Annotated in this window: 28 protein-coding genes; 15 read left to right on the top strand and 13 right to left on the bottom strand. The window is 60.7% G+C overall.

The window, feature by feature from the left end; genetic code table 11:
* Window positions 1–359 precede the first annotated feature (359 nt).
* Window positions 360–956: a hypothetical protein gene (locus HOC_RS02985; RefSeq protein WP_035535814.1), complete on the top strand. Its 597-nt coding sequence runs from the start codon at window positions 360–362 to the stop codon at window positions 954–956.
* Between the two features lie 317 nt (window positions 957–1,273).
* Here the strand turns inward: HOC_RS02985 and HOC_RS02980 are convergent, their stop codons facing one another.
* The 8 genes from HOC_RS02980 to fabD form a co-directional block, all read right to left on the bottom strand.
* A complete protein-coding gene (locus HOC_RS02980) occupies window positions 1,274–1,492 on the bottom strand; it encodes a hypothetical protein (RefSeq protein WP_035535813.1) in 219 nt (72 codons plus the stop codon).
* Window positions 1,493–1,545: 53 nt separating this feature from the next.
* Window positions 1,546–2,187 carry a guanylate kinase gene (gene gmk, locus HOC_RS02975; RefSeq protein WP_035535812.1) on the bottom strand — a complete coding sequence of 214 codons (642 nt, stop codon included), beginning with the start codon at window positions 2,185–2,187 and terminating at the stop codon, window positions 1,546–1,548.
* A complete protein-coding gene (locus HOC_RS02970; RefSeq protein WP_035535811.1) occupies window positions 2,177–3,064 on the bottom strand; it encodes a YicC/YloC family endoribonuclease in 888 nt (295 codons plus the stop codon). The genes gmk and HOC_RS02970 overlap by 11 nt, the downstream gene beginning before the upstream one ends.
* Window positions 3,057–4,088: an endolytic transglycosylase MltG gene (gene mltG / locus HOC_RS02965; RefSeq protein WP_035535810.1), complete on the bottom strand. Its 1,032-nt coding sequence runs from the start codon at window positions 4,086–4,088 to the stop codon at window positions 3,057–3,059. The genes HOC_RS02970 and mltG overlap by 8 nt, the downstream gene beginning before the upstream one ends.
* Before the next feature lie 64 nt (window positions 4,089–4,152).
* Window positions 4,153–5,439 carry a beta-ketoacyl-ACP synthase II gene (gene fabF / locus HOC_RS02960; protein WP_035535809.1) on the bottom strand — a complete coding sequence of 429 codons (1,287 nt, stop codon included), beginning with the start codon at window positions 5,437–5,439 and terminating at the stop codon, window positions 4,153–4,155.
* 16 nt (window positions 5,440–5,455) lie between these two features.
* Window positions 5,456–5,689, bottom strand: coding sequence for an acyl carrier protein (locus HOC_RS02955; protein WP_034737469.1), 234 nt, complete (start codon window positions 5,687–5,689; stop codon window positions 5,456–5,458).
* 114 nt (window positions 5,690–5,803) lie between these two features.
* Window positions 5,804–6,541 carry a 3-oxoacyl-[acyl-carrier-protein] reductase gene (gene fabG, locus HOC_RS02950; protein ID WP_035535808.1) on the bottom strand — a complete coding sequence of 246 codons (738 nt, stop codon included), beginning with the start codon at window positions 6,539–6,541 and terminating at the stop codon, window positions 5,804–5,806.
* Window positions 6,534–7,496, bottom strand: a complete 963-nt coding sequence (gene fabD / locus HOC_RS02945) for an ACP S-malonyltransferase (protein ID WP_035535807.1) — start codon at window positions 7,494–7,496, stop codon at window positions 6,534–6,536. The genes fabG and fabD overlap by 8 nt, the downstream gene beginning before the upstream one ends.
* Window positions 7,497–7,705: 209 nt before the next feature.
* On the opposite strand from fabD, the gene rpsF reads away from it, so the two are divergent.
* The 8 genes from rpsF (at window position 7,706) to HOC_RS02905 (ending at window position 13,642) form a co-directional block, all read left to right on the top strand.
* Complete coding sequence (gene rpsF / locus HOC_RS02940) at window positions 7,706–8,044, top strand: 30S ribosomal protein S6 (RefSeq protein ID WP_034737475.1); 339 nt, start codon at window positions 7,706–7,708, stop codon at window positions 8,042–8,044.
* Between the two features lie 18 nt (window positions 8,045–8,062).
* Window positions 8,063–8,320: a 30S ribosomal protein S18 gene (gene rpsR, locus HOC_RS02935; protein ID WP_034737477.1), complete on the top strand. Its 258-nt coding sequence runs from the start codon at window positions 8,063–8,065 to the stop codon at window positions 8,318–8,320.
* An 11-nt stretch (window positions 8,321–8,331) separates the two neighbouring features.
* Complete coding sequence (gene rplI / locus HOC_RS02930) at window positions 8,332–8,925, top strand: 50S ribosomal protein L9 (protein ID WP_035535806.1); 594 nt, start codon at window positions 8,332–8,334, stop codon at window positions 8,923–8,925.
* Window positions 8,926–9,075: 150 nt separating this feature from the next.
* The gene (locus tag HOC_RS02925; protein ID WP_035535805.1) at window positions 9,076–10,566 is read left to right on the top strand and encodes a replicative DNA helicase; all 1,491 of its coding nucleotides are present in this window, start codon (window positions 9,076–9,078) and stop codon (window positions 10,564–10,566) included.
* Between the two features lie 68 nt (window positions 10,567–10,634).
* Window positions 10,635–10,976 carry an ArsR/SmtB family transcription factor gene (locus HOC_RS02920; RefSeq protein ID WP_035535804.1) on the top strand — a complete coding sequence of 114 codons (342 nt, stop codon included), beginning with the start codon at window positions 10,635–10,637 and terminating at the stop codon, window positions 10,974–10,976.
* A gap of 15 nt (window positions 10,977–10,991) precedes the next feature.
* Window positions 10,992–12,023 carry an ACR3 family arsenite efflux transporter gene (arsB, locus tag HOC_RS02915; RefSeq protein ID WP_035535803.1) on the top strand — a complete coding sequence of 344 codons (1,032 nt, stop codon included), beginning with the start codon at window positions 10,992–10,994 and terminating at the stop codon, window positions 12,021–12,023.
* Window positions 12,024–12,425, top strand: a complete 402-nt coding sequence (gene arsC / locus HOC_RS02910; protein ID WP_035535802.1) for an arsenate reductase (glutaredoxin) — start codon at window positions 12,024–12,026, stop codon at window positions 12,423–12,425. It begins immediately after the preceding gene.
* A gap of 119 nt (window positions 12,426–12,544) precedes the next feature.
* The gene (locus tag HOC_RS02905) at window positions 12,545–13,642 is read left to right on the top strand and encodes a GGDEF domain-containing protein (protein ID WP_035535801.1); all 1,098 of its coding nucleotides are present in this window, start codon (window positions 12,545–12,547) and stop codon (window positions 13,640–13,642) included.
* A gap of 16 nt (window positions 13,643–13,658) precedes the next feature.
* On the opposite strand, the gene HOC_RS02900 is transcribed toward HOC_RS02905, so the two are convergent.
* Entirely contained in the window at window positions 13,659–14,807 is a 1,149-nt protein-coding gene (locus HOC_RS02900) for an acyl-CoA dehydrogenase family protein (RefSeq protein ID WP_084146109.1), read from the bottom strand.
* A gap of 97 nt (window positions 14,808–14,904) precedes the next feature.
* Complete coding sequence (locus HOC_RS02895) at window positions 14,905–15,393, bottom strand: CinA family protein (protein ID WP_035535800.1); 489 nt, start codon at window positions 15,391–15,393, stop codon at window positions 14,905–14,907.
* 131 nt (window positions 15,394–15,524) lie between these two features.
* Here HOC_RS02895 and HOC_RS02890 point away from each other — a divergent pair, with 131 nt between their 5' ends.
* Both HOC_RS02890 and HOC_RS02885 read left to right on the top strand, forming a co-directional pair.
* Window positions 15,525–16,295: an SDR family NAD(P)-dependent oxidoreductase gene (locus HOC_RS02890; protein WP_035535799.1), complete on the top strand. Its 771-nt coding sequence runs from the start codon at window positions 15,525–15,527 to the stop codon at window positions 16,293–16,295.
* A gap of 67 nt (window positions 16,296–16,362) precedes the next feature.
* Complete coding sequence (locus HOC_RS02885) at window positions 16,363–17,352, top strand: DNA topoisomerase IB (protein ID WP_051624467.1); 990 nt, start codon at window positions 16,363–16,365, stop codon at window positions 17,350–17,352.
* Window positions 17,353–17,363: 11 nt separating this feature from the next.
* Here HOC_RS02885 and HOC_RS02880 read toward each other — a convergent pair whose 3' ends face one another.
* From HOC_RS02880 to HOC_RS02870, 3 genes are read right to left on the bottom strand one after another with little or no spacing between them, the layout of a single operon-like run.
* A complete protein-coding gene (locus tag HOC_RS02880) occupies window positions 17,364–17,807 on the bottom strand; it encodes a hotdog fold thioesterase (RefSeq protein WP_035535798.1) in 444 nt (147 codons plus the stop codon).
* A gap of 41 nt (window positions 17,808–17,848) precedes the next feature.
* On the bottom strand, window positions 17,849–18,817 hold the full coding sequence (locus HOC_RS02875) for an alpha/beta fold hydrolase (protein ID WP_035535797.1): 969 nt from the start codon (window positions 18,815–18,817) through the stop codon (window positions 17,849–17,851).
* A 5-nt stretch (window positions 18,818–18,822) separates the two neighbouring features.
* Window positions 18,823–19,734: a crotonase/enoyl-CoA hydratase family protein gene (locus HOC_RS02870; protein WP_035535796.1), complete on the bottom strand. Its 912-nt coding sequence runs from the start codon at window positions 19,732–19,734 to the stop codon at window positions 18,823–18,825.
* Window positions 19,735–19,887: 153 nt separating this feature from the next.
* Here HOC_RS02870 and HOC_RS02865 point away from each other — a divergent pair, with 153 nt between their 5' ends.
* Genes HOC_RS02865 through HOC_RS02850 form a run of 4 tightly spaced genes read left to right on the top strand, consistent with a single transcriptional unit; the run spans window position 19,888 to window position 23,146 of the window.
* Window positions 19,888–21,189: a Xaa-Pro dipeptidase gene (locus tag HOC_RS02865; protein ID WP_035535937.1), complete on the top strand. Its 1,302-nt coding sequence runs from the start codon at window positions 19,888–19,890 to the stop codon at window positions 21,187–21,189.
* Window positions 21,190–22,170 carry a sterol desaturase family protein gene (locus HOC_RS02860; protein WP_035535795.1) on the top strand — a complete coding sequence of 327 codons (981 nt, stop codon included), beginning with the start codon at window positions 21,190–21,192 and terminating at the stop codon, window positions 22,168–22,170.
* Entirely contained in the window at window positions 22,167–22,565 is a 399-nt protein-coding gene (locus HOC_RS02855; RefSeq protein ID WP_035535794.1) for a ketosteroid isomerase-related protein, read from the top strand. The genes HOC_RS02860 and HOC_RS02855 overlap by 4 nt, the downstream gene beginning before the upstream one ends.
* 26 nt (window positions 22,566–22,591) lie before the next feature.
* On the top strand, window positions 22,592–23,146 hold the full coding sequence (locus tag HOC_RS02850) for a GNAT family N-acetyltransferase (RefSeq protein ID WP_241766869.1): 555 nt from the start codon (window positions 22,592–22,594) through the stop codon (window positions 23,144–23,146).
* The last annotated feature ends 35 nt before the right edge of the window (window positions 23,147–23,181 follow it).

Here is a 23,181-nt window from a genome sequence, read left to right as displayed (position 1 = left end):
TTTCCCCTCATCCCCTCCCTTCTCCCAAGGGAGAAGGGAGCGCACTGCAGGTATCACGGCGCCGAGCGCAAACCTCCCTAAGGGCCTCATCCTGAGCGAAGCCTGTCCTCGCGAAGGCGGGGATCGAAACACGCACCCCGTGCGATGAAAAGAGGAAGCCCGCGCCCGCCCTCCGACTTCGCTCAGGGTGAGCGCTTCACTCCCATTCCCCACACACACCGCAGTCCCGGCGAACGCCGGGACCTCAGGCAATTGAAGAAAGTTTTCACCCGCGAGAGACCCCGGCTTTCGCCGGGGATGCGGACGAGATTTCCTCCACCTTATCCAACCCTAATCCCGCCCGGCCTATACTGGCCGCCATGACCAATCCTACCGCCTTCGTCACCCACGGCATCGCCCACGCGCAACGCGCGCTGGCGAACGTCGCCGTGATGACGAGCGCCCACCTCAACCCTTCCACCCTGAAACGCACCCTCGCCCAGCGGGCCCGCGCCGAACTCGCCCGGCTCGAAATCATCATCCGGCGCCTGCTCGTGCTCATGGCCCTCGGGCTCGTGCTGCCGCCGGTTACTATTCGGGCATCGTCCGGGCATCATCCGGATACCGAGCGCGTCGAAACCAAGGCCTCGGGCCGCCTCACCGGCCTGGCGCCCCGCGTCTTGGGCCCGGACATGGACAGGGACGGGCTTGCGACTGCGGCGCGGTCCTGCGGCCCCGTTCAGGCCGCCCCAATCCTCGCCCGGCTCGCGGCTTTGCAGGAACTGCTCGCCGCCCCCGAAGCTCACGCCAAACGCCTCGCCCGAACCCTCGAACGCCAGCGCAAGGCCGGTGAAGCGGCACCCATGGCACTTCCCATGACACGCACACACCGCATGCCGCCAGAGCTTGGCGCCATCGCGACAGCCCTGCCGGAACTCCTCCGCACCGCGTTCAAAAGCTGGGAAACATCCGGCTAAATCCGACAGTCAATCAGACCCCTTTGCCGGACGCCGACAGGCGTTTCCGGTCACACCCACATCCCTCTAATTCGCACACTCCACGCTCCCCCCGGTGGCCCCTGCGCAGGCAGGGGCCCATGGACTGGCCGGGCCTCACAGCGCTTTGGGAAAACCCGGTCCATGGATACCTGCCTCCGCAGGTATCCCCGGGAGGTGAGTGGAATTCTTAAAAGGGCTGATCCCCCCACATCCGTGCTCCCGGCGAAAGCCGGGATCTCAGGCAATTGGAGAAAGGCAAGAGACCCCGGCGTTCGCCGGGGATACGGCCATACTGCTTACGGCTTCCCGTCAAACGGCTCGACCACAATATCCGTTACTTCCTCGAATGTGTGCGAGCGGTCCATGCCGCCGCGCAGGACATACCAGGCGATCAGGACGATGCCTGCGAACGGGAGCAGCCATAGGAGCCACACCCGCTTCGCCTTGGGGCGCGGCGGAGGGGCCGGCGGCTCAGGCATCTGGCCACCGGTCTGCGGTTCATTATCGTTCGTCATGCGCTGGCCCTTTCCGGGAGGACTTGCAAAAACGGCTAAACGGTTCGGTTGTCTCAGGCCTCGCCAAGGAGGCGGCGGACATGGTCTTCAAGGTCCAGCTGGCGCAGCCGTTTCAGGCGCTCCACCAGCAGGATGCGGCGCAGGCGCTGGTACGCCTCCTCGAGATTGTCGTTGACGATGGCATAGTCATAGCGGCGCCAGTGCATGATCTCGCGGCGCGCATCCACCATGCGGCGGGCCACGTCTTCCGGCGTCGAGCCCTCGCGGGCGGCGAGGCGCGCTTCCAGCTCCTCGATGCTGGGCGGCAGGATGAAGACCGAGACGACATCGTTCGGCATCTGGTCATGCAGCGCATCGGCGCCCTGCCAGTCGACGTCGAACAGGATGTCCTCGCCGCTCTCCAGCTTCGCCACCGTGTCGGCGCGCGGCGTGCCGTAATACTTGTCGAAGACATGGGCCCATTCGAGGAACTCACGGCCCGCAATCATGCCCTTGAAGTCCTCAACGGACTTGAAGTGATAGTGCGCGCCTTCCTGCTCGTTCGGGCGTGGCTTTCGCGTCGTGGCGGAGACCGAAAGGTTCACGTCCTCGAACTCGTTCAGCAGCATGTGCGACAGCGTCGTCTTGCCTGCGCCCGACGGGCTCGACAGGACGAGCATCAGCCCCCTGCGCTTTCCCATTTGCTCATTCGACATTCGCGGCCTGCTCCTTGAACTGGTCAATCACCCCTTTGAGGCCGAGACCGGCATTCGTCAAATCCAGGCTGACAGATTTCGAGCAAAGTGTGTTGGCTTCGCGGTTCAGTTCCTGCGCCAGGAAGTCGATCTTGCGACCTGCCGGCGAACCGGCAGCAAGCAATTCCCGCGCGCCGATAAAGTGCGCCGACAGGCGGTCCAGCTCCTCGCGCACATCGGCCTTCGCCGCGCTGAGCGCGATTTCCACCGCCGCCCGGTCCGCATCGACGCGGCCCTCGGCATCGAGTTCATCGAGTTGTTTCGTCAGGCGCGCCTTCAGCAGTGCAGGCTGGCCCTCGGCCAGTTTCGCGGCGCTGGCGGCAAAGCCTTCCATCTCGCCCACAAGGCCCGTCAGCAGGTCCTTGAGCGAAGCGCCCTCCGCGAGGCGCGCCGCAGCCAGCTCAGCAAGCGCGGTCTCCGCCGCTTGCGTCAGTGTCGCAATCGCCGCTTCATCCTGCGCCAGTTCGCGCAGTGAGCTGCCGCCCGTCTCCACAACGCCCTTCAGCGTCATCAGCGTCGCAATCGCCTCGCCGGAAAGACCGACGCCGTGTATCGCCTGCGCCGCATCCGTGAGCGCCGCAAGAAGCGGCTCGTTGACGGTGACTTTCTCGTCGCCCGCGCTCATGTCGATTCGCAGCGACACCTGAAGCGAGCCGCGATTGAACAGTTTCGACGCGGCCGCCTTAACGCCGCGCTCCAGCGCGTCGAAGCCCGGCGGCGTGTTCACGCGCACGTCGAGGCTGCGCCCGTTCACGCTTTTCGCTTCCCAGGCCCAACTGCCCCAGGACGCTTCCCCCGTGACGCGGGCAAAGCCGGTCATGCCGGACAGTTCACTCATTTGTTGCCCTTTCCCGCGCGATCTCGCCGCGCTCGTATTTCCGATAGGCCGCCACATTCCGATTATGCTCGGCCAGCGTCTTGGCGAAGAGATGCCCCCCTTTGCCGTCTGCCACGAAGAAGATGTACTCGGTTTCGGGCGGATCTAGCACTGCGGCAATCGCGTCACGGCCAGGATTGCAAATTGGCGTCTTCGGCAGGCCATCAATCTGGTAAGTATTCCAGTCGGTCTTGCGGTCGATTTCAGAGCGCAGGAGCGTGCGGCGCTTGCCGGCCTTGTTGTACAGAGGTTCGCCTTGCGAGACGCCATAGATGATCGTCGGGTCGCTCTCCAGCCGCATGCCGCGCTTCATACGGGTGATGAACAGAGCGGCGACTTCGGGCCGCTCTGACGCATTGCCCGTCTCCTTCTCCACGACAGAGGCGAGAATCACGGCTTCCTGCGGCGTGGTGATCGGCAGGCCTTCCTGACGTGTCGGCCACAGCTCTGCCAACAAATCATCCTGTGCCTTGGCCATCTGTGCGATCAGCTTGGCGCGCGTCATGCCGCGATGGAAGAGATACGTATCCGGAAGGAGGCTGCCTTCTTCAACGGGGAGTTCCGGCATTGGACCGATCAGCACCGGATCGGATTCAACAAGACGAAGAATTTGCGCCGTGGTGCGCCCCTCAGGCAGCGTGATCTTGTGCATCACGGCCTTGCCTTCGATGAGTATCTCCAGGATTTCGCCCATGCTCGCCTGCGGCTCGATCACGAACTCACCGGACTTCAGGGCGCCTTCGGTCCCGTCAATGCGGACCTTGAGGCGCAACAGCCAGGCCGAACGGATGACCCCGTCCTTTTCAAGCCGGGTGGAGACTGTGGAGAAGCCTTCGCCGGGTTCAACGACAAACAGGGTTTCGGCGGAAGACGGCCCATCCTTGGCGACTTCGTTGCCAAGCCAGATCCAGCCTGCACCAGCGACAGCCGCCGTGAGGATTACGACAGCCACGATGAGTGACAACAGGGCTCGGATGAACTTCATGAAACGCCTCACACGAATCTGGCAATGCCAGCCTACATGCCCGCCCCTGCCCGGCGATAGTGGCCTATTTCACTTCCCGTATGACAAGCGACGCATTGGTGCCGCCAAACCCGAAGCTGTTCGACATGGCAGCCCGCACGCGGCCCTTTTTGGCCTTGTGGGGAATGAGGTCGATCGGTGTCTCGAAGCTCGGATTGTCGAGGTTCAGCGTCGGCGGCATGATCTGGTCGCGAATGGCGAGCGCGCAGAACGCAGTCTCGATCGCACCAGCCGCGCCCAGAAGGTGGCCGATGGCCGACTTGGTCGACGACATGGAGAGGTTCTTGGCGTGATCGCCATAGGCCCGCTCGACCGCGCCGGCTTCGCCCTCATCACCCTTCGGTGTCGAGGTGCCGTGTGCGTTGATGTAATCGACTTCAGTAGGATCAATACCGGAATTCTTGAGCGCCATTTTCATGGCGCGATAGCCGCCTTCGGCGCCTTCAGCCGGTGCGGTAATGTGATAGGCATCGCCGGTCAGGCCATAGCCGGACACTTCGGCATAGATCTTCGCGCCGCGCGCCTTGGCATGCTCGTACTCTTCGAGAACAAGAACAGCTGCGCCATCACCCATGACAAAGCCGTCGCGATCCTTGTCGTAAGGACGCGAGGCCTTTTCAGGCGTATCGTTGAAGGCTGTGGACATCGCTTTTGCGGCGCAGAAGCCGGCAATGGCGATGCGTCCGATAACGGCTTCAGACCCACCGGCCAGCATCACGTCGGCATCGCCGAACTTGATGAGACGCGCAGAGTCGCCGATGGCATGCGCGCCAGTGGCACAAGCCGTGACGACCGCGTGGTTCGGTCCCTTGAAGCCGTGCTTGATCGAGACCTGGCCGGAGGCAAGGTTGATCAGCGCAGACGGTATGAAGAACGGGCTGACCTTGCGCGGGCCATGCTCGTGCAGGGTGACAGCCGTATTGTAGATGGATTCAAGGCCGCCGATGCCGGAGCCAATCATGACACCCGTGCGTTCCTTGCTCTCTTCGTCCTCGGGACGCCAATCTGCGTCCTCGACAGCTTCTTCAGCCGCCGCGATGGCGTAGAGAATGAACTCGTCGATCCGGCGCAGCTCCTTGGGGGAGACAAACTTGTCCGGATCAAACGCATGGGGGTCGCCTGCCCCACCGCCACGTCCGTTGGTCCACGGTACCTGAAACGCAATCTTGCAAGGCATATCTTCGGGATCGAAGACGTCGATGCGCCTCGCTCCGGATTTTCCAGCAATCAGGCGTTCCCAGGTTGCCTCGCGCCCGAAGGCGAGCGGAGAGACAATCCCGATACCCGTTATAACAACGCGGCGGTCAGACATGCAGTATCAGCCCTATTTAGATGTGGGCTTTGATGTGAGTCACCGCATCGCCAACGGAGCGGATGGATTCCTGCACATCGTCTGGGATCTCGATGTTGAATTCTTCTTCAAAGGCCATGACCAGTTCAACCAGGTCCAGCGAGTCAGCGCCGAGGTCGTCGATGAAGCTTGCGCTCTCAACAACTTTGTCGGCGTCCACGTCGAGATTATCGACTACGATTTTTTTAACACGCTCAAGAACGTCAGACATGAATACCTCTCTAGATATGCCCGATAGCCGGCTCATTTCTGAACCATTGTGTTGCGCCTAGCACACCCTTGGCGAAAGCGCCAAGCCCTAGTCGCAACGGTTACTGTAGCGAAATCAGATCATTACCATACCGCCATTTACATGTAGCGTTTGCCCCGTAACGTAAGCGGCCTCGCTGGAGGCAAGATACACTGCGGCTGCAGCGATGTCTGCCCCCTGTCCCAGACGGCCCGAAGGGATCTGCCCAAGCAGCGCGGTTTTTTGCGTTTCCGGAAGCCCATCCGTCATCGGTGATTCGATGAATCCGGGCGCAATTGTATTGGCGGTAATGCCGCGGCTGGCCACTTCCTGCGCGATCGATTTGGTGAAGCCGATCATGCCGGCTTTCGAGGCACAATAATTTGTCTGGCCGGGGTTTCCGGTGACGCCGACTACCGAAGTGATTCCGATGATGCGGCCATAGCGGCGCTTCATCATGCCGCGAACGGCTGTCTTCGTGAGGCGGAAATAGCTGCCAAGGTTCACCTGAAGCACGTCATTCCAGTCCTCATCCTTCATCTGGATGAGCAATTTGTCACGCGTAATGCCTGCATTCGCGATGAGGATGTCCAGCGGCCCCACGGCGGCTTCGGCACGGCCCACGAGTCCGTCGACAGCCTCGGCGTCAGACAGGTTGCAGGTGACGATGGCGCTCTCGCCCTTCAGCGTGCCTGCGACCTCCTCCAGCACGTTCTCACGTGTGCCGGAGAGGGCGACCTTGGCGCCTGCCTCTGACAGCGCTGTGGCGATGGCGCGGCCAATGCCGCCCGATGCGCCGGTAACCAGGGCCGTACGGCCGGTGAGATCAAACATGGGCTTCTCCCTTGATGGCTGCTGCGAAGGCTTCAAGATCCTCGGGCGTGCCGAGCGTGAAACCATTCAGTGATTTTTCGATGCGGCGCTGCATGACGGTCAGTACTTTGCCTGCGCCAGCTTCGCCGGTTGTGGTCACGCCCTTGCCGACCATGAACTGGACGCTCTCGGTCCAGCGCACGCGGCCGGTGACCTGATCGATCAGGTTCTTGCGGATCGTGTCCGGGTCAGACGTCGGCGAGGCCGAAATATTGGCGACGACCGGCACGACAGGCGCCTTGATCTCGATGCCAGCCAGCGCCTCAGCCATGGCATCGGCGGCAGGCTGCATCAGCGAGCAATGGAACGGTGCGGACACGTTGAGGAGCATCGCCTTCTTCACACCATTCTCTTTGGCATGGGCGCACGCGGCTTCAACGGCGGCCGTGGAGCCAGACAGAACCAGCTGCCCCGGCGCATTGTCATTGGCGAGTTCGCACACGCCGCCAGCCTCACGGCCTGCCACGCAGGCGGCTTCAGCCTGGGCGACGTCAGCCCCCAGAAGGGCCGCCATCGCGCCCTCACCCGGTGCGACAGCGCCCTGCATGGCATTGCCGCGAATACGCAGGAGACGCGCTGTGTCAGCGAGGCTGATCGCGCCAGCTGAGGCCAGCGCCGAATATTCGCCCAGCGAATGGCCCGCCACGAACATTGCAGCGGCCGCAGAGAGGCCAAATTCGGCCTCAAGTGCCCGCATCGCGGCCACGCTGTGGGCCATAAGGGCGGGCTGTGTGTTCGCTGTGAGGGTCAAGTCGGCGATATCGCCGTTCCACATCAGGTCAGACAGGTTCTGGCCAAGCGCTTCATCAACTTCTGCGAAGACTGCCTTTGCCGCCGGGAAAGCATCTGCGAGCGCTTTGCCCATGCCGATTTCCTGGCTGCCCTGGCCCGGGAATATGAATGCCAATCCTGTCATTGTCTGGTCCTCCGGATTTTCCGTCGTGCCTAATGGCGCTCGCGAATGTAAGCAAGCGCTTGAAATCTGCGCCATTTTGGGCTTAAGACGCGCGTTCACACGCAGGGATGCGGTCCTCAATAGCCCGGAATGAGCCGGACGAAGAGGGGCCATCGCTGGGCAGTTTCCCGCTGCCGAGCGCCGCATTCCTCATTTTTGGGAATAAAAACATGGCACTATATGAGCATGTCGTGATCACACGACCTGACATTTCGCCGGCACAGGTCGACACTTTTGTCGAAGAACTGTCCGGCTTCCTCAAGGAAAAAGGCGCAACTGTCGGCCGCACCGAATATTGGGGCCTGCGCAACCTTGCCTATCCGATCAAGAAACAACGCAAGGCGCACTATTCGCTCCTGAACATCGACGGCCCAGCCGAAGCGATCCACGAACTGGAACGCCGCCTGCGCATTTCCGACGATGTGATGCGTTACATGACGATCCGCGTCGAGTCGCACAGTGACGAGCCTTCGGCTGTCCTGTCGCGCAAAGAACGTCGTCGCGACTAGGACAGGAAAGGACATCAAATGGCTCAGAAACTGAACATCACGAACATTCCTGCCCGTCGCCCATTCGGCCGTCGCCGCAAGGTGGACCCGTTTACCGGCGAACACGCCCAGGAAATCGACTACAAAGACGTGAAACTGCTGCAGCGTTACATCTCTGAAAAAGGGAAAATCGTTCCTAGCCGCATCACGGCCGTCAACCTCAAGAACCAGCGCAAGCTTGCACAGGCGATCAAACGCGCCCGCATGCTGGCCCTGCTTCCGTTTGAAGTGAAGTAGGAGACACAACCATGCAAGTGATCCTTCTTGAACGCGTCGAGCGCCTTGGAAAGATCGGAGACGAAGTCTCCGTGAAGAACGGCTTCGCACGCAACTTCCTCATCCCGCAGGGCAAGGCCCTTCTCGCAAATGACAAGAACCGCGCGCGGTTCGAAGCTGAGCGTGATGTGATCGAGCAGCGGAACGCAACGGCCCGTGCGGCTGCCCAGACCGAAGCAGAGAAACTTGAAGGCAAAGTCTTCACGATGATCCGCCAGGCTGGCGACACCGGCCAGCTCTTCGGTTCGGTCACCGCCCGTGACATCGCTGAAGCAGCTGCTGAAGCCGGCTTCAAGGTTCCGCTTAGCGGCGTGCGCCTCGACAAGCCGATCAAGGCAATTGGCCTCTATGAGGTGTCGATCCGCCTTCACGCGGAAGTCACCGTCACCGTTCAGGCCAACGTGGCCCGTTCGACGGAAGAAGCCGAGCGCCAGGAAAAAGGCGAAGACATCGTTGCCTCCCTGCAGGAAGCCAACGCTGCATTTGCCAGCGAACAGGCCAGCGAGCTGAAAGAAGCTGCAGCCGAGCTTTCCGACATGATCGGCGGTTCGGACGACGAGGACTAGTCCTCTCGCGACAGCGAAACAAAATCGGAAAAGCCGCAGCTATCCACAGCTGCGGCTTTTTTGTGAGTCGAATAGGCCAAACCGGGAACGCCGCTGTTTGGGCTGTCGGAGGCACGCGCTTTCCCGCGTCTTTTAGGCTATGATTAACTTATGCCTCTCGACGATCACCCCTCCGAAAACATGCTGACCGCGCCGAACAACCTGTCGGCCGAGGCCGCTGTCCTGGGCGCGATCCTGTTCGACAATAATGCCTATCAGCGAGTCGCTGATATCCTGCGCCCGTCGGACTTCTATGCCCCTGCCCACCAGGAGCTTTACGACGTCGCCGCCACCATGATCCAGCAAGGCCGGGTCGCGGATGGCGTGACCCTGCGCGAGCATTTTGAGAAGGCCGAGAAGCTGACCGAGATCGGCGGCGCGCGCTATCTGGAACAGTTGCTGGACAGTGCGGCTTTCGGACCGGAAGTCTCGGACTACGCCTACATGATCCGCGACCTGGCGATGCGCCGCGCACTGGTCGATATCGGCAGCGAACTTAAAGGCCGCGCGCTGACGCCGGGTCCTGATGAAGACGGCGCCCGCCAGATCGAGCTGGCCGAGCGCCAACTGTTCGATCTCGCGGAGCGTGGCTCGACCGGGCGCGGCTTTACCAGCTTTGCCGAAGCCCTCGTCGAATCACTCAAGTCGGCTGAAGCGGCCTTCAAGCGCGAAGGCAAGATCGCCGGCATCCCGACCATGCTGCGTGACCTTGATGACAAGCTGGGCGGCTTCCACCGGTCCGACTTGCTCATCCTCGCCGGACGTCCGTCCATGGGGAAGACATCGCTGGCGACGAACATTGCCTACAATGCGGCGGCCGCATACCGCGCCGAAGTGCAGGATGACGGTTCAAGGAAGACGGTCGAAGGCGCGGTCGTCGGCTTCTTCTCGCTGGAGATGTCCAACGAGCAGCTCGCCACACGTATTCTGGCCGAGCGGACCGGCATCACGACCCACCGCATCCGGCAGGGCGACCTCGACAAATCGGACTTCGAACGCCTTCGCGAGGCCACCGAAGAGCTGCAGAACCTGCCGCTCTATATCGATGATACCGGCGGTATCTCGATCAGCCAGCTCGCGGCCCGCGCGCGGCGGCTCCAACGGTCGGCCGGCCTCGACCTGATCGTGATCGATTACCTGCAGCTGATCACCGTCACCAATGGCAATTCCAACGCCAACCGCGTGCAGGAAGTGACCCAGATCACGACCGCGTTGAAAGCGCTCGCCAAGGACCTCAACGTGCCCATCCTGGCGCTGTCACAGCTGTCGCGTGCCGTCGAACAACGCGACGACAAACGCCCGCAACTGTCTGACCTTCGCGAATCCGGTTCGATCGAGCAGGATGCCGACGTCGTGATGTTCGTCTATCGCGAAGAATACTATCTCGCCCGGTCTGAGCCCGGCGCGGACCCGAATGATCCCTCCTCGAACGAGAAATGGACCCAATGGCGGGCCCGAATGGACCAAATCTACGGCATTGCCGAAGTTATCATCGGCAAGCAACGCCACGGCCCGATTGGCAAGGTCGACCTCGCCTTTGACGCCAATATCACTCGCTTCGGAAACCTTGATCGCGCCGGCATCGAGCGCGAGGAAGACTAGCACTACCGAAAATTCATATGCCCAACATAGCCATTGCTCGGTCTGTTTATTTCCACTATCGTTGAAATATGGAATCAAATGTTGCCGTTGCCCGCCTTTCTGCGCTTGCCCAGCCAAACAGACTGGCTGTGTTCCGATTGCTTGTGCGCGCCGGCAATGAGGGCATTAGCGCTGGCGATATTGCGCGTTCACTGAACGTTGCAGCCAACACGCTATCGTCTCAGCTTAACATCCTCTCTCACGCCGGACTTGTGACCAGCACAAGGGACGGGCGATCCATCATCTATCGTGCAGCTTTCCATGCTATGGCAGACTTGATGGTATATCTCGTGGAAGACTGCTGCCAAGGCCACGCGGATATCTGCGTGCCCATCTCAGAAATCACTGACAGGATCGCCTGCTGCGGCTAGCGAAGAGGGGCCATTGTGGGCACGTTTGAACGATACTTGTCCGCTTGGGTGGCAATCGCAATCGCCGTCGGCGTTGGGCTCGGGCTCATTGTCCCGCAAGTATTTTCGGCACTCGCGAACCTGTCTTACGCCAATGTCAATTTTCCGGTTGCGGTGCTGATCTGGGCCATGGTTTGGCCAATGATGATCGGTGTCGATTTTGGCAGCCTGAAACGCGTTGGCGAAAAGCCGAAAGGCCTGATCATTACGCTTGTTGTAAACTGGCTCATCAAGCCGTTCACAATGGCCGCATTAGGCGTTCTCTTCTTTAAGCACTTGTTTGCCGATCTGATTCCAGCAGCCGATGCCGAAGGCTACCTGGCCGGGTTGATCCTTCTGGGCGCCGCCCCCTGCACTGCCATGGTCTTCGTGTGGTCACAGCTAACCAAAGGCGACCCAAACTACACGCTCGCGCAAGTCAGCATTAATGATGCGATAATGGTATTTGCATTCGCCCCCATCGTGGCCTTCCTGCTGGGCGTTACCGATATTGTGGTGCCGTGGGAGACACTGCTGCTTTCTGTTGGCCTCTATGTCTTGCTGCCACTGCTTGCAGGCGTGTTGACGCGCCATCTGCTCATCTCGAAGGGGGGGCATAAGGCCGTTTCGGCTTTTACGGAACGAATGAAGCCTGCTTCGATTGCTGGACTGCTTGCAACAGTCGTTCTTCTCTTCGGATTTCAAGGACAGGTCATTCTTGAACGCCCATTGATCATTGCACTGATCGCGGTACCCATCCTTATCCAATCTTATGGAATCTTTGCGCTCGCGTATGGCGCAGCATGGCTTTGGAAGGTGCCTCACAACATTGCCGCGCCAGGCGCCATGATTGGAACATCAAACTTTTTCGAACTCGCCGTAGCCGTGGCCATCAGCCTGTTCGGGTTAAACTCAGGCGCTGCACTGGCAACTGTCGTGGGTGTGCTAGTAGAGGTGCCTGTAATGCTTTCACTTGTCGCTTTTGCCAACGCCACACGTAGGCGTTTTCTTCCAAATGCGTCGTCATAGATGATCGTCATCCATCATAATCCAGCCTGCGGAACGTCTCGCAATGTGCTCGCCATCATCAAGGCCGCTGGATATACGCCGGTCATTGTTGACTATCTGAGTGAGGGCTGGACACGGCCCCAATTGCTCGCCTTGCTGGCCGCAGCTGACCTGACACCTCGTCAGGCGTTACGGGAGACAAAGTCCCCCGCGTCAGATCTCGGACTGCTTGCGCCTGATGTCCCTGATGAGGCCATATTGGACGCCATGTTGCAGCATCCTGTCCTGGTCAATCGACCGATCGTTTGCTCACCTCGCGGAATCAGGCTCTGCCGACCGAGCGAAACAGTTCTGGAACTCCTCGACACATGGCCTCAGGAGCCATTTTACAAGGAAGACGGCACCCTGCTGGCCACTACTTAGGGTAGTATTTTGCGCAATCCTTGCCTTAAAATATGACAATTAGCGTATATTTCCGTGAAATCGCGTCTGACGGGTATTAACCTCGCATAAAATATGCGCCACTAGACAGACTATGGTTAATGGCACAGTCGTGGGGACGCAAAGTGATACATAGCGCGCGAGCGAGCGAGGATGACGTTCAGCCGTCTTCCGGCGCTTCAAAGGAGGCGACCGCAGTCTATCAGAATGCGGGCAAAGCCTTTGCACTGATTGAACAACACCGCACACCACCGGATCCACAGGCCTATGCCCTCTGGTATGCCTATGCTGCTGGCGAAGATGCCCAGGTTGTCGAGCGCGTGGATCAATTGCTGGCCAACAAGACCACGCTCAGCCCTTATGATATCGATTCCATCTACCAGGAATTGCTGCTGCCGGACACGGGCCAGGCCGCAACGCAAAGCATTGGCGGCGCAATCGAAAAGGAAATCGAAAGCGTTCTCGAAATTATCCAGCAGAGCGTATCGACCAATGTTACCTATCAAGCGTCGCTCAATGATGTCGAAACGCGCCTTCCGGATGCATCCTCCGGCGGCGGGCTCGCATCACTGGTGTCACGTCTCGTCAGCGACAATCGGCGCATGATTGATACGACCAAGGAGTTGAGCCAGGGCCTCAGCGATTCCCAGAAACAGCTCGCAACCCTGCATCAGGAACTCGAGGAAGTCCGTAATCAGTGCATGCGCGATCCCCTGACTGCGATCGCCAACCGGCGCGCTTTCGATGACCGCCTCGAAGAAGAAATCAGCCACGCTTTCGCTTCGGGCGGCAAGCTCTGCCTCGCTATGGCCGACATCGACTTGTTCAAGCAGGTCAACGACAATTTCGGTCACCAGACAGGCGATTCCGTCCTGAAAATGTTCGCCCAATGCATCAAGGGTAATATCAAGGGCCATGACATGGTCGCGCGGATCGGCGGCGAGGAATTCGGCATCATCCTTCCCCAGACAGATGTTGTCTCCGCCTACAATCTTCTCGTGGCGATCAAGAGCGAACTCAAGGCGTCCGAAGTTCCTGTCGAAGGCGACCCGACCCGTATCGCAAGCGTGACAGCCTCGTTCGGCGTTGCGCGCCTAGAGGCAGGCATGACCATGCGTGGACTGATTGAGCAGGCCGACAAGTATCTCTACGAGGCAAAGAAGGCCGGACGGGATAAGGTCAAGGCTCAGGGCCTGTAATCGACCTGCGCCGTGGCTAGGGACAGCCGATAGCGCGGGCGAGGATATTACGATGGACTTCACTCGTGCCTGAATAGATCGTCGCCGCACGCGTCGCGAAATACTTTTCCTGAGCGAAGGCCGAATGCGGCGCCACGTCTATTGCGACTTCCGTGATGGCCTGATGCAGTTCGGTCGCAAGCAGCTTGAGCGCCGAAGTGGCTGGCGCCGGACCAATATCGATTCCGCCTGCCGAGACATGCGCCTCAAGCGCTTCAAACGCATCAATGCGCCTTACCATGTCCGCAAGACGCATCTGCATCTCACCATCCATACAGCCTGCCTCGGCAGCGCCCTGCTTCGCCGCCCGCATGGCGCGGCGCAGCAGACCGGTTGTTGTGTTGTTGGACCGTGCAATCTCCATCAGGCGCTTGGCGGCCTTCCAGCCCTCTCCCACATCACCAATACGATCCGCCGCCGGCGTGCGCACGCCATTGAAGAAAACCTCATTGGTCTCGCACGCGCCATCAATGAAACGGATCGGGCGCACCTCGATACCGGGTCGGTCCATCTCGACCAGCAGGAAGACAAGGCCATGGCCTCCATGCGAACCGGCATCACAGCGGGCCAGCAGGAACATGTGCGTCGCGTAATTGGCAAAGCTGGTCCAGAGCTTTGATCCCGTCAGGATGAAGTCGTCGCCGTCGCGCTCGGCCCGGAGCGACAGGGCAGAAAGGTCAGAGCCCGCCTGCGGCTCGGAAAATCCCTGGCACCATTCATGCGCACCGCTGAGTATGGCAGCCAGGTAGCGATCCTTTTGCGCCTGTGTACCCTCGGCGATAATCAGGGGGCCAATGGTCCGGACACCGGAGGACTGCAGGATTGGACCATCGCGTTCGGCGCTGGCGTTTTCAAAATAGAGCCTTTGCTCCGTGCTCCAGCCCGCACCACCATAAGCGACTGGCCAAGACGGCGCGACCCATCCGCGTTCGAGCAAGATATCGCGCCATGCCGCACAGGCTTCGGGCGATGATTTGAGGCCTGTTGTGGCCCGGCCAGCTGCGCGCAGTTCATCCGTCAGCGCCGTATCTAGAAAAGCATCGACCTCGGCCCGAAACGCTGCGTCGGCAGCGCCATTTGTCGTGCTATGAGACCTTGATGTCTCGATCTGAAAACTGCCATCCATGTCGCTCTCCCTCTACTGAGGACAGAGCATCATTACGGACTTTCCGGCCGCTGCGGCCTATCCGGGAAACTACGTGGATGACGCGGCGTCGTCTCGGTCAGGCGAGCGCAGCGTGCAACAGCTCCAGCGCATCCATGGCGAAGAGGCGCATGTTTTCAACACGATCGTCGAGCCCCGTCTCCAGTGTGCGGGAGACTTCGATTCCATGTTCGCCAACCAGAGCGACACACGTGTGACCTGACGCATCGCCATAGCCATTCCCGCCCGGACCTGATGCGCCTGTTTCACAGAGGCCCCAATCGGACTGAAGACGGCCTCGTATCGTACGGGCCATAAGGCGGGCGTAAGGTTCGGTAGACGAACGCATGCCATCGGTCATGACGGATCGGTCCAGCCCCATCAGTCCGCGAAAGGCCTGCGGCGTGTAAATGACGCCGCCGCCGCGATAATAGGCCGAGGCACCGGGCACCGAGAGAAGCGCGGCAGAGATCAGCCCACCTGAGGAGGATTCGGAAATGCCGACCGTTTCGCCGCGCGCCTTGAGGCGGGCGCCGATTTCGGTGGCGAGGGGAAGGAGTGTCTGCATGCCTCCCATCAAGCAGCCAGCCGAACCAATGGCAAGGCGCGACGCAAGGGCAGTTGGAATATCCGCGCAGACGCGCCACAGTGCACACCAAAGAACCAGCCTATCATGGCGGTCAGACAAGGAGAGAACGCATGGACCTCAAACTCAAGGGCAAGAACGCCGTCATTCTCGGTGGCACACGCGGGATTGGCCGCTCCATCGCCGATACGCTGGCAGCCGAAGGCGCCAATGTCGCCATCTGCGCCCGAAATGCCGATCAGGTGACTGAAGCGGTGAGCGAGCTTGAAGCGCTCGGCATCAAGGCCACAGGCGGCTCGGTCGACATAACCGATGGCGCCGCGCTGAAGGCATGGATCAAGGCGGCTGGTGACGAACTCGGCGGCATCGACATCCTCATCTCGAATGCAGGCGCCATGGCGCAGGGCAATGATCCCGATGCCTGGAAGAAGAATTTCGAGTTGGACGTGCTCGGTGCCGTCAATGCGTTCGACGCCGCATCACCCTTCCTCACCAAGGCCGCAAATACCAATGGCGACGCGGCCTTCGTCATCATCACCTCGATCTCGGCCGCCGTGGCCGACAACCCGGGGGCCTACGGTCCGGTCAAGGCCTCACTGATCCACATGGCAAAGGGCCTCGCCCGTCAGCATGCCGGCATCGGCCTGCGCGTGAATACGGTGTCGCCCGGCATGGTCTATTTCGAGGGCGGCATCTGGCACATGGTCGAAACCAACCAGCCGGAATTCTTCAAGCAGGCCAATTCGCGCAACCCGATGGGCCGGTGCGCCACACCGCAGGAGATCGCGAACGCTGCCGTGTTCCTGGCAAGCCCACTCTCCTCCTACACGACAGGCGCAAATCTCATCGTCGATGGCGCCGTTTCCAACCGGGTGAACTTCTAAATCCGAGCCGGCGCTAATTTTTGACAAGGGGCAGGAACCGGGTTCGCAGGGCGGGAGTTCTGCGAACATGCCTTTCAGCTCGACTGTACCCCTTGCACGCGAAACGGTTGGCGCCCGCCATGCGAAGCTTGTCTGGGCAGACACGGACAAGCCCGGCTGGCGGCGCCAGCGACGCGGCAAAGGCTGGCGCTATGTCGACGAGAGCGGCGACACGATTTCCGGCGAGGAACGCTCACGGCTGGAGACGCTCGCCGTTCCGCCTGCCTGGAAGAATGTCTGGCTCAGCCCTGCGGGCCGCGCGCACATCCTTGCCACCGGCGAGGATGAGGCTGGCCGCACCCAGTACATCTACCACCCTGAATGGCGCCGCGTGCGCGATGAGGCCAAGTTTGCCGACATGCTGGAATTTGGCCGAGGCCTGCCCGCCCTTCGCCGTCAGGTTCAGTCACGCCTCCTTGAACTGGACGATCCGGCAAACTTCGCCTGCGCCTGTATCGTTCGCCTGCTCGACAAGGGCGCGCTACGCATCGGCAAGGAAGGCCGCACAAGCGCCATCGGCGCCGTCTCACTGTCCAACGCCCATGTCGACATCCACGACGAATTGCTGAAGCTGCACTATGTCGGCAAGGGCGGTAAGGCGCGCGATATCCTGATCGAGGACAAGTTGCTCATCGACGCAGTCAAGCACCTGCAACAATTGCCGGGGCAAGCTCTGTTCGAAGTGGAAGGGCATTGCATCACATCGCAAGACGTCAATGAATTCATCCACAATCTGACAGGCCGTGCGTTCAGCGCGAAGGATTTCCGCACTTGGTGCGGCAGCACGGCAGCGACCGAAGTGCTGATGCGCGAGGAGAAGCCTACGCTCAAGGCGCTGAGTGAAGCCGCCGCTGCACGCCTCGGCAACACGCCCGCCATTGCGAAGAAGTCCTATATACACCCCGCCATCATGACGCTCGCGGCAAATGGCGATGCCCTGCCTGCGCCTGATGGCCCTACGCGGCTCCTGTCAGCCGAACGCCAGCTGATGGGCATCATGGCCGCCAGCAGCAAATAATCCGTTTCCGATTAGACTGGTAAGGCCCTTTTGGCCGGGATCACGGCCACCGTGAAACGCGACAGGCACACAAGCCGATCCTCTTCATCCGTGATGCGGATGGTCCAGATCTGTGTGGTTCGGCCCAGCGCTTCTGCCTTCGCCGTGCCGAAGACGAAACCTTCTTTCACCGGGCGCACATGATTGGCATTGATTTCGAGGCCGACGCCAACACTCTCATTTGAGTCCAGCACGAGATTGGCGGCAATTGATCCGACCGTTTCTGCCAGCGCCACCGAGGCGCCGCCATGCAGGCGTCCATGCGGCTGAAGCGTGCGGTGATCCACCGGCATGCGCGCCGTCAGCGTATCGTCACCAATACTTACGAGTGTGATCCCCAGGATGCCACCCATCGTGCCCTCCTGGGCCGCGGTGATCTTGTCGAGATCAATATTCGTTTGCCGCCAGATCGTCATGCGGGAGCCTTTCAGGTTTTTCGGTCGAAAATCTACGGGGCTCAAAGCCCGCCGAGCCAATCAAGGAGGAGCTTGTTGACCTCTTCAGGCCGCTCCTGCTGGGTCCAGTGGCCGCAGCCTTCCAGCAAGGTCGCACCGCGCAGGTCACCTAGGCTCGCCTTCATTGCGGCCAGCATGTCGCCCGGCGACATCTTCAGCACGAGATCCTTGGTGCCCCCGATATAGAGCGAAGGCTGAGCAATGGTCATCGGCGCCGCATGCCCAGTCAGGTAGGCGTGGTCGCGGTGCCAGTTGCGATACCGGTTGAGCGGGCCACGAAAGCCGGACTCACGGAACTGCGAGTCATAATAGGCAACATCTTCTTCCGACAGCCAGGGCAGCGGCATCGGCGGCTCCGGCAAGCGGTGGAGCAGCGTGTCACCATGCTTCTTGTCGGTGGGCCAGGTACCCTCGGGGGCATCACCCGAAATAGCATAGTAGAACTTGCGGATCGTCTCGGCCGGATCGTTTTCCAGCTCAGCCTCCGGCGGGCCCTGATCCTGAAAATAGACCTGGTAAAAGAACAACCCCCGCGCAGTGAAGAATGCCCTCACCGCATCAATGAACACGATCTCGCCCGGCGGAATATAGGGCACGGAGAGGCCGGCCACAGCGCGGAACGTGTCCGCATGCAGGCGGGCCGTATTCCACGCAATTGGCGAGCCCCAGTCATGGCCGACGACCACAGCCTTCTCGCCGGGCGACAGGGCCTTCGCCACACCGGCCACATCGCCGGTGAGGCTTTCCATGTCATAGGCTTCGACTGCATGCGGCCGGTCAGAGCCGCCATACCCGCGCACGTCCAGCGCCGCGACACGGTAACCTGCCTTCGACAACCCTTCGATCTGGTGACGCCAGGAATACCAGCTCTCCGGGAAGCCGTGCACGAGAACGACCAGAGGCCCCTCTCCCGCCACGGCCACACGGATTTTTACGCCATTGGTTTCAACGAACTGGAATTCCGGCGTCATGGCGTTTAGTCCTTGCCGCCGATCCACTCGAACTCAGGCTCTTCCCACCAGGGGAAGAAGTTCGGCATGCCGTCGGACACTTTGACCGGGTATTCCGGCTTGCGCTTCTCGAGGAAGCTCATCACGCCCTCTTTCGCGTCCGGCGTCTTGCCGCGCGAGTAGATCGCAGCGGAATCCACGATATGCGCTTCCATCGGGTGGCTGGCACCCAGCATGCGCCACATCATCTGGCGCGTCAGCGACGTGGAGACGGCGGCCGTATTGTCCGCAATCTCGCGTGCCATGGCCTTTGCGACGTCAAGCAGCTCGGCCTGCGGATGGACGGACAGCACGAGGCCACCGGAAAGCGCTTCAGAAGCCGGGAACACGCGGCCGGAATAGCACCAGGCCAGCGCCTGCTGGATGCCGACGAGGCGCGGCAGGAAGTAGCTCGACGCCGCTTCCGGGTTGATGCCGCGGCGGTTGAATACAAAGCCGAAGCGCGCATTGTCAGATGCAATGCGGATATCCATGGGCAGCTGCATCGTCACACCGATACCGACGGCCGCGCCGTTGATGGCGCCGATCACGGGCTTGAGGCTGTCAAAGATGCGCAGGGTCACGCGGCCACCGCCATCGCGCTGGATATCCACGTCCTGCGTGCGTCCTGCCTCCCCGGAATCGGCACGGGCATCATAGTCGAACGTTTTGGCGCCTTCGGAGAGGTCAGCGCCGGCGCAGAATGCGCGATCGCCCGAGCCGGTCACGATCACGGCGCGTACGCTGTCATCGGCGTCCGTGATATCGAAGGCTTCGATCATCTCGTACATCATCTTGCCCGTGAAGGCGTTCATCTTTTCGGGGCGGTTGAGCGTCAGAATGGCAACGCCATCCTCAATATCCAGGATAATCTGCTCGAACTTTTTCGGCTGCGCCATCTTGTATCTCCCTTTGGGCAATTGCTGGCGACACACTGCCTGCCAGACGCCCAACGTCAAGCGCGTCGCAGGGGAAAGCTGCACCCGGGTTGACCGTCCGGCGATTTGGCCCTGATAGTCGCGCAAATCGCAGATGAACAAGGCCTTCCCATGATGTTTTCCCGCTCGCTGCTCCTGTCAGCCGCCATGCTCGCAACCGGCGCCATCGCTCAGGCCCAGCCTGTCTATGTAAAGGCAGGCAGCCTCGTCGATCCGGTCAGCGGCAAAGTGCTGAAAGACGTCGCGCTGGTCATTGAAGAGGGCAAAGTGACGGCCTCTGGCACCCAGAAAGCCATCAAGGTGCCGCGTGGGGCCACAGTGATCGACCTGTCATCCGAGACGGTGCTGCCCGGCTTTATCGACATGCATGCCCATTTGACCAGCGACCCCACAGACGGCGGCTATGCCTCGCTCGCCCTGTCGGACGAGCGCCAGGCCATCAAGGGTGTAAAGAATGCCCGCCGTACGCTGCTGTCCGGCTTCACCACGGTCCGCAATGTCGGCGCCGGCAGCTATGGCGATGTCGCTCTGCGCGACGCCATCAATGAGGGTGAAGTGCCCGGCCCGCGCATGTACGTCTCCGGCCCGCCGGTCGGCATCACGGGTGGTCACTGCTCGGATAACAACCTGCTGCCGTCGGAATACGCCCTGAAGGGTGAGCGCGTGGCCAACAGTCCTTGGGAAATGCGCGCGCAGGTGCGTGAGAACATCAAGTATGGCGTTGACCTTATCAAGACCTGTTCCACCGGCGGCGTGTTCTCCAAGGGCACGTCCCTCGGCGCCGCGCAGGGCACCCTGGAAGAGCTCACGGCCGCTGTCGAAGAAGCGCACGCACGCGGCCTGAAAGTCGCCAGCCACGCCCATGGCACGGTCGGCATACGCAACGCCCTTATCGCCGGAGTCGACACAATCGAACACGCCAGCATTCTGGACGACGAGACAATCGCGCTCGCCAAGGAAAAGGGCGCCTATCTCTCGATGGACATTTACAACACCGAATACACGCTGGCCGAAGGCGAGAAGAATGGCGTGCTGGCAGAATCCATGGACAAGGAACGCGCGATCTCGAAAATCCAGCGCGCCAGCTTCACAGAAGCCAACAAGGCCGGCGTGAAAATGGTGTTCGGGTCTGACTCGGGCGTCTATCCGCATGGCGACAACCCGAAACAATTCTCGCGCATGGTTCAGTTCGGCATGACGCCGATGCAGGCCATCACCGCAGCCACAGCAACCGCCGCCGAAGCGCTCGACAAGGCCGGCATGCTCGGCTGCCTCGATGTCGGCTGCGCGGCAGATCTGGTGGCGGTCAGCGGCGACCCGATCAAGGATATCTCGATCCTTGAGCAGGTCGATTTCATCATGAAGGACGGCCATGTCTACAAGCGGGACGGCGCCGCGATTGCGGACCCGACATAAATGCCGGAGTGGCTTGCAACAATACAGCCGACGACCCTCGCCGCGCCGATCTTCCTCATATCGGTGATATGGGAATGGTGGGCCGTGCGCAGCGGACGCGCCAAGGGCAATTATGAAACCAAGGACGCGCTCGCCTCAATGGCCATGGGCATCGGCAATGTCGTGGTCAACACGCTGACAGGCATGGTCACGATCTGGCTAATGATGCTCGCTTGGCCTTACCGCTTCTCCATTTCGACGATCTCCGGCTGGGGCTTTGAAAGCATCCCGTTCACATGGTGGAGTGCTGTGCTGGCATTCGTGATCTATGACTTCACCTATTACTGGAAGCATCGATTGGCCCATCGCATGCGCTGGTTCTGGATGGAGCATGTCACGCACCATTCGAGCACGCATTACAATCTGACAACAGCCCTCCGCCAGCCCTGGTTCGGACCGTTTACGGGCCTGATCCTGGTCGGCGTGCCGATGGTTCTGATCGGCTTCCACCCTTTTGTCATCTTCTTCGTGGGCGGATTGAACCTGATCTACCAGTTCTGGATCCATACCGAGGCGGTCGACCGTATGCCCGGCTGGTTCGAGGCGGTCTTCAACACGCCGTCCCATCACCGCGTGCACCACGCCACCAACCCGCGCTACCTCGATGCCAACTATGCCGGCGTGTTCATCACTTGGGACAAGATGTTCGGTACCTATGTGCCCGAACTCGATGACGAAAAGCCTGTCTATGGCATCGTCAAACCGCTGCAGAGCTACAATCCCTTCATCATCGCCTTTCATGAGCTCGGCGCTCTGCTTCGCGATTGCGCGCGTGACGGCCTGAGACCTGACCGCTGGGTGCGCCGAGCCTTCAATGCGCCGGGCTGGAGCCCGGACGGCCATCATAACCGCTCTGTCGAACTCAAGGCCGCTTACGTTTCACAACACCCGGAGCTTGCCGGAACACCCGGCCTGCCACGCACAGGAAGCAAAACACCATGAGCCCCGCCGACCTCGTTGCCCGCTATTACGCCGCGTTCAATGCCAAGGACTGGGACGGCATGCTCGCCTGTGTCAGCGACACGATCAGCCATGACGTCAACGAGGGTGTCCGCCGCGGCGGCAAGGAAAAGTTCGCCGCCTTCATCGCGCATATGGATGAGTGCTATGATGAAAACCTGACAGGCATCGCCATCATGACGTCCGCAGACGGCACACGCGCGGCGGCTGAGTTCATTGTCAACGGCACCTACAAGAAAACCGATGACGGCCTGCCCAAGGCCCACGGCCAGGAATACCGCCTGCCCGCCGGCGCCTTCTTCGAGATCAGTGAAGACGAGATCACACGCGTCACGACCTATTACAATCTCCAGGAATGGATCCGGCAGGTCTCATGAAAGTCCGCTCTTTGACAGGCGGGGAAATGGAACAGGCGCTGCCTGCGCTTGCCCGCCTGCGCATCGAAGTCTTCCATGCCTACCCCTATCTCTATGCCGGCAGCGAGGGCTATGAACTCGACTACCTGCACACATTCTCGCAAGCGCCTGATGCGCTGATCGTCACGGCTGAGAATGAGGTTGGAGAGATCGTCGGATGTGCGACAGGGTCGGCCCTGACAGGGCACCATGTCGAATTCGCCGAGCCCCTCGTCGATGCAGGGATCGATCTGTCGACGACCTTCTATTTTGGCGAGTCTGTCCTGCGCCCTACCCATCGTGGCCATGGCATCGGTCATGCCTTCTTTGATGTGCGCGAGGCCCATGCCCTTGCCCATGGCTACAAGCGGGCCTGTTTCTGTGCCGTGGACCGGCCGGCAGACCACCCGCTGCGCCCCGAAGGCTACAGCGCGCTCGATCCCTTCTGGACGGCACGCGGCTACAGCCGCCTTACAGGCGCGGTGAGCCATTTTGAGTGGCCCGAAACTCCGGACGGGCCAAAGATCGTTCACCGGATGGATTACTGGACCCGCAGCTTTTAGCGCTTTCCCTTGCGTCGCCAGTGGACGACAGCCGC

It is taken from the genome of Hyphomonas oceanitis SCH89 (assembly GCF_000685295.1).
GTDB classification, from domain to species: Bacteria; Pseudomonadota; Alphaproteobacteria; order Caulobacterales; family Hyphomonadaceae; genus Hyphomonas; species Hyphomonas oceanitis.
This window is presented reverse-complemented; position numbering and strand designations above follow the sequence as displayed.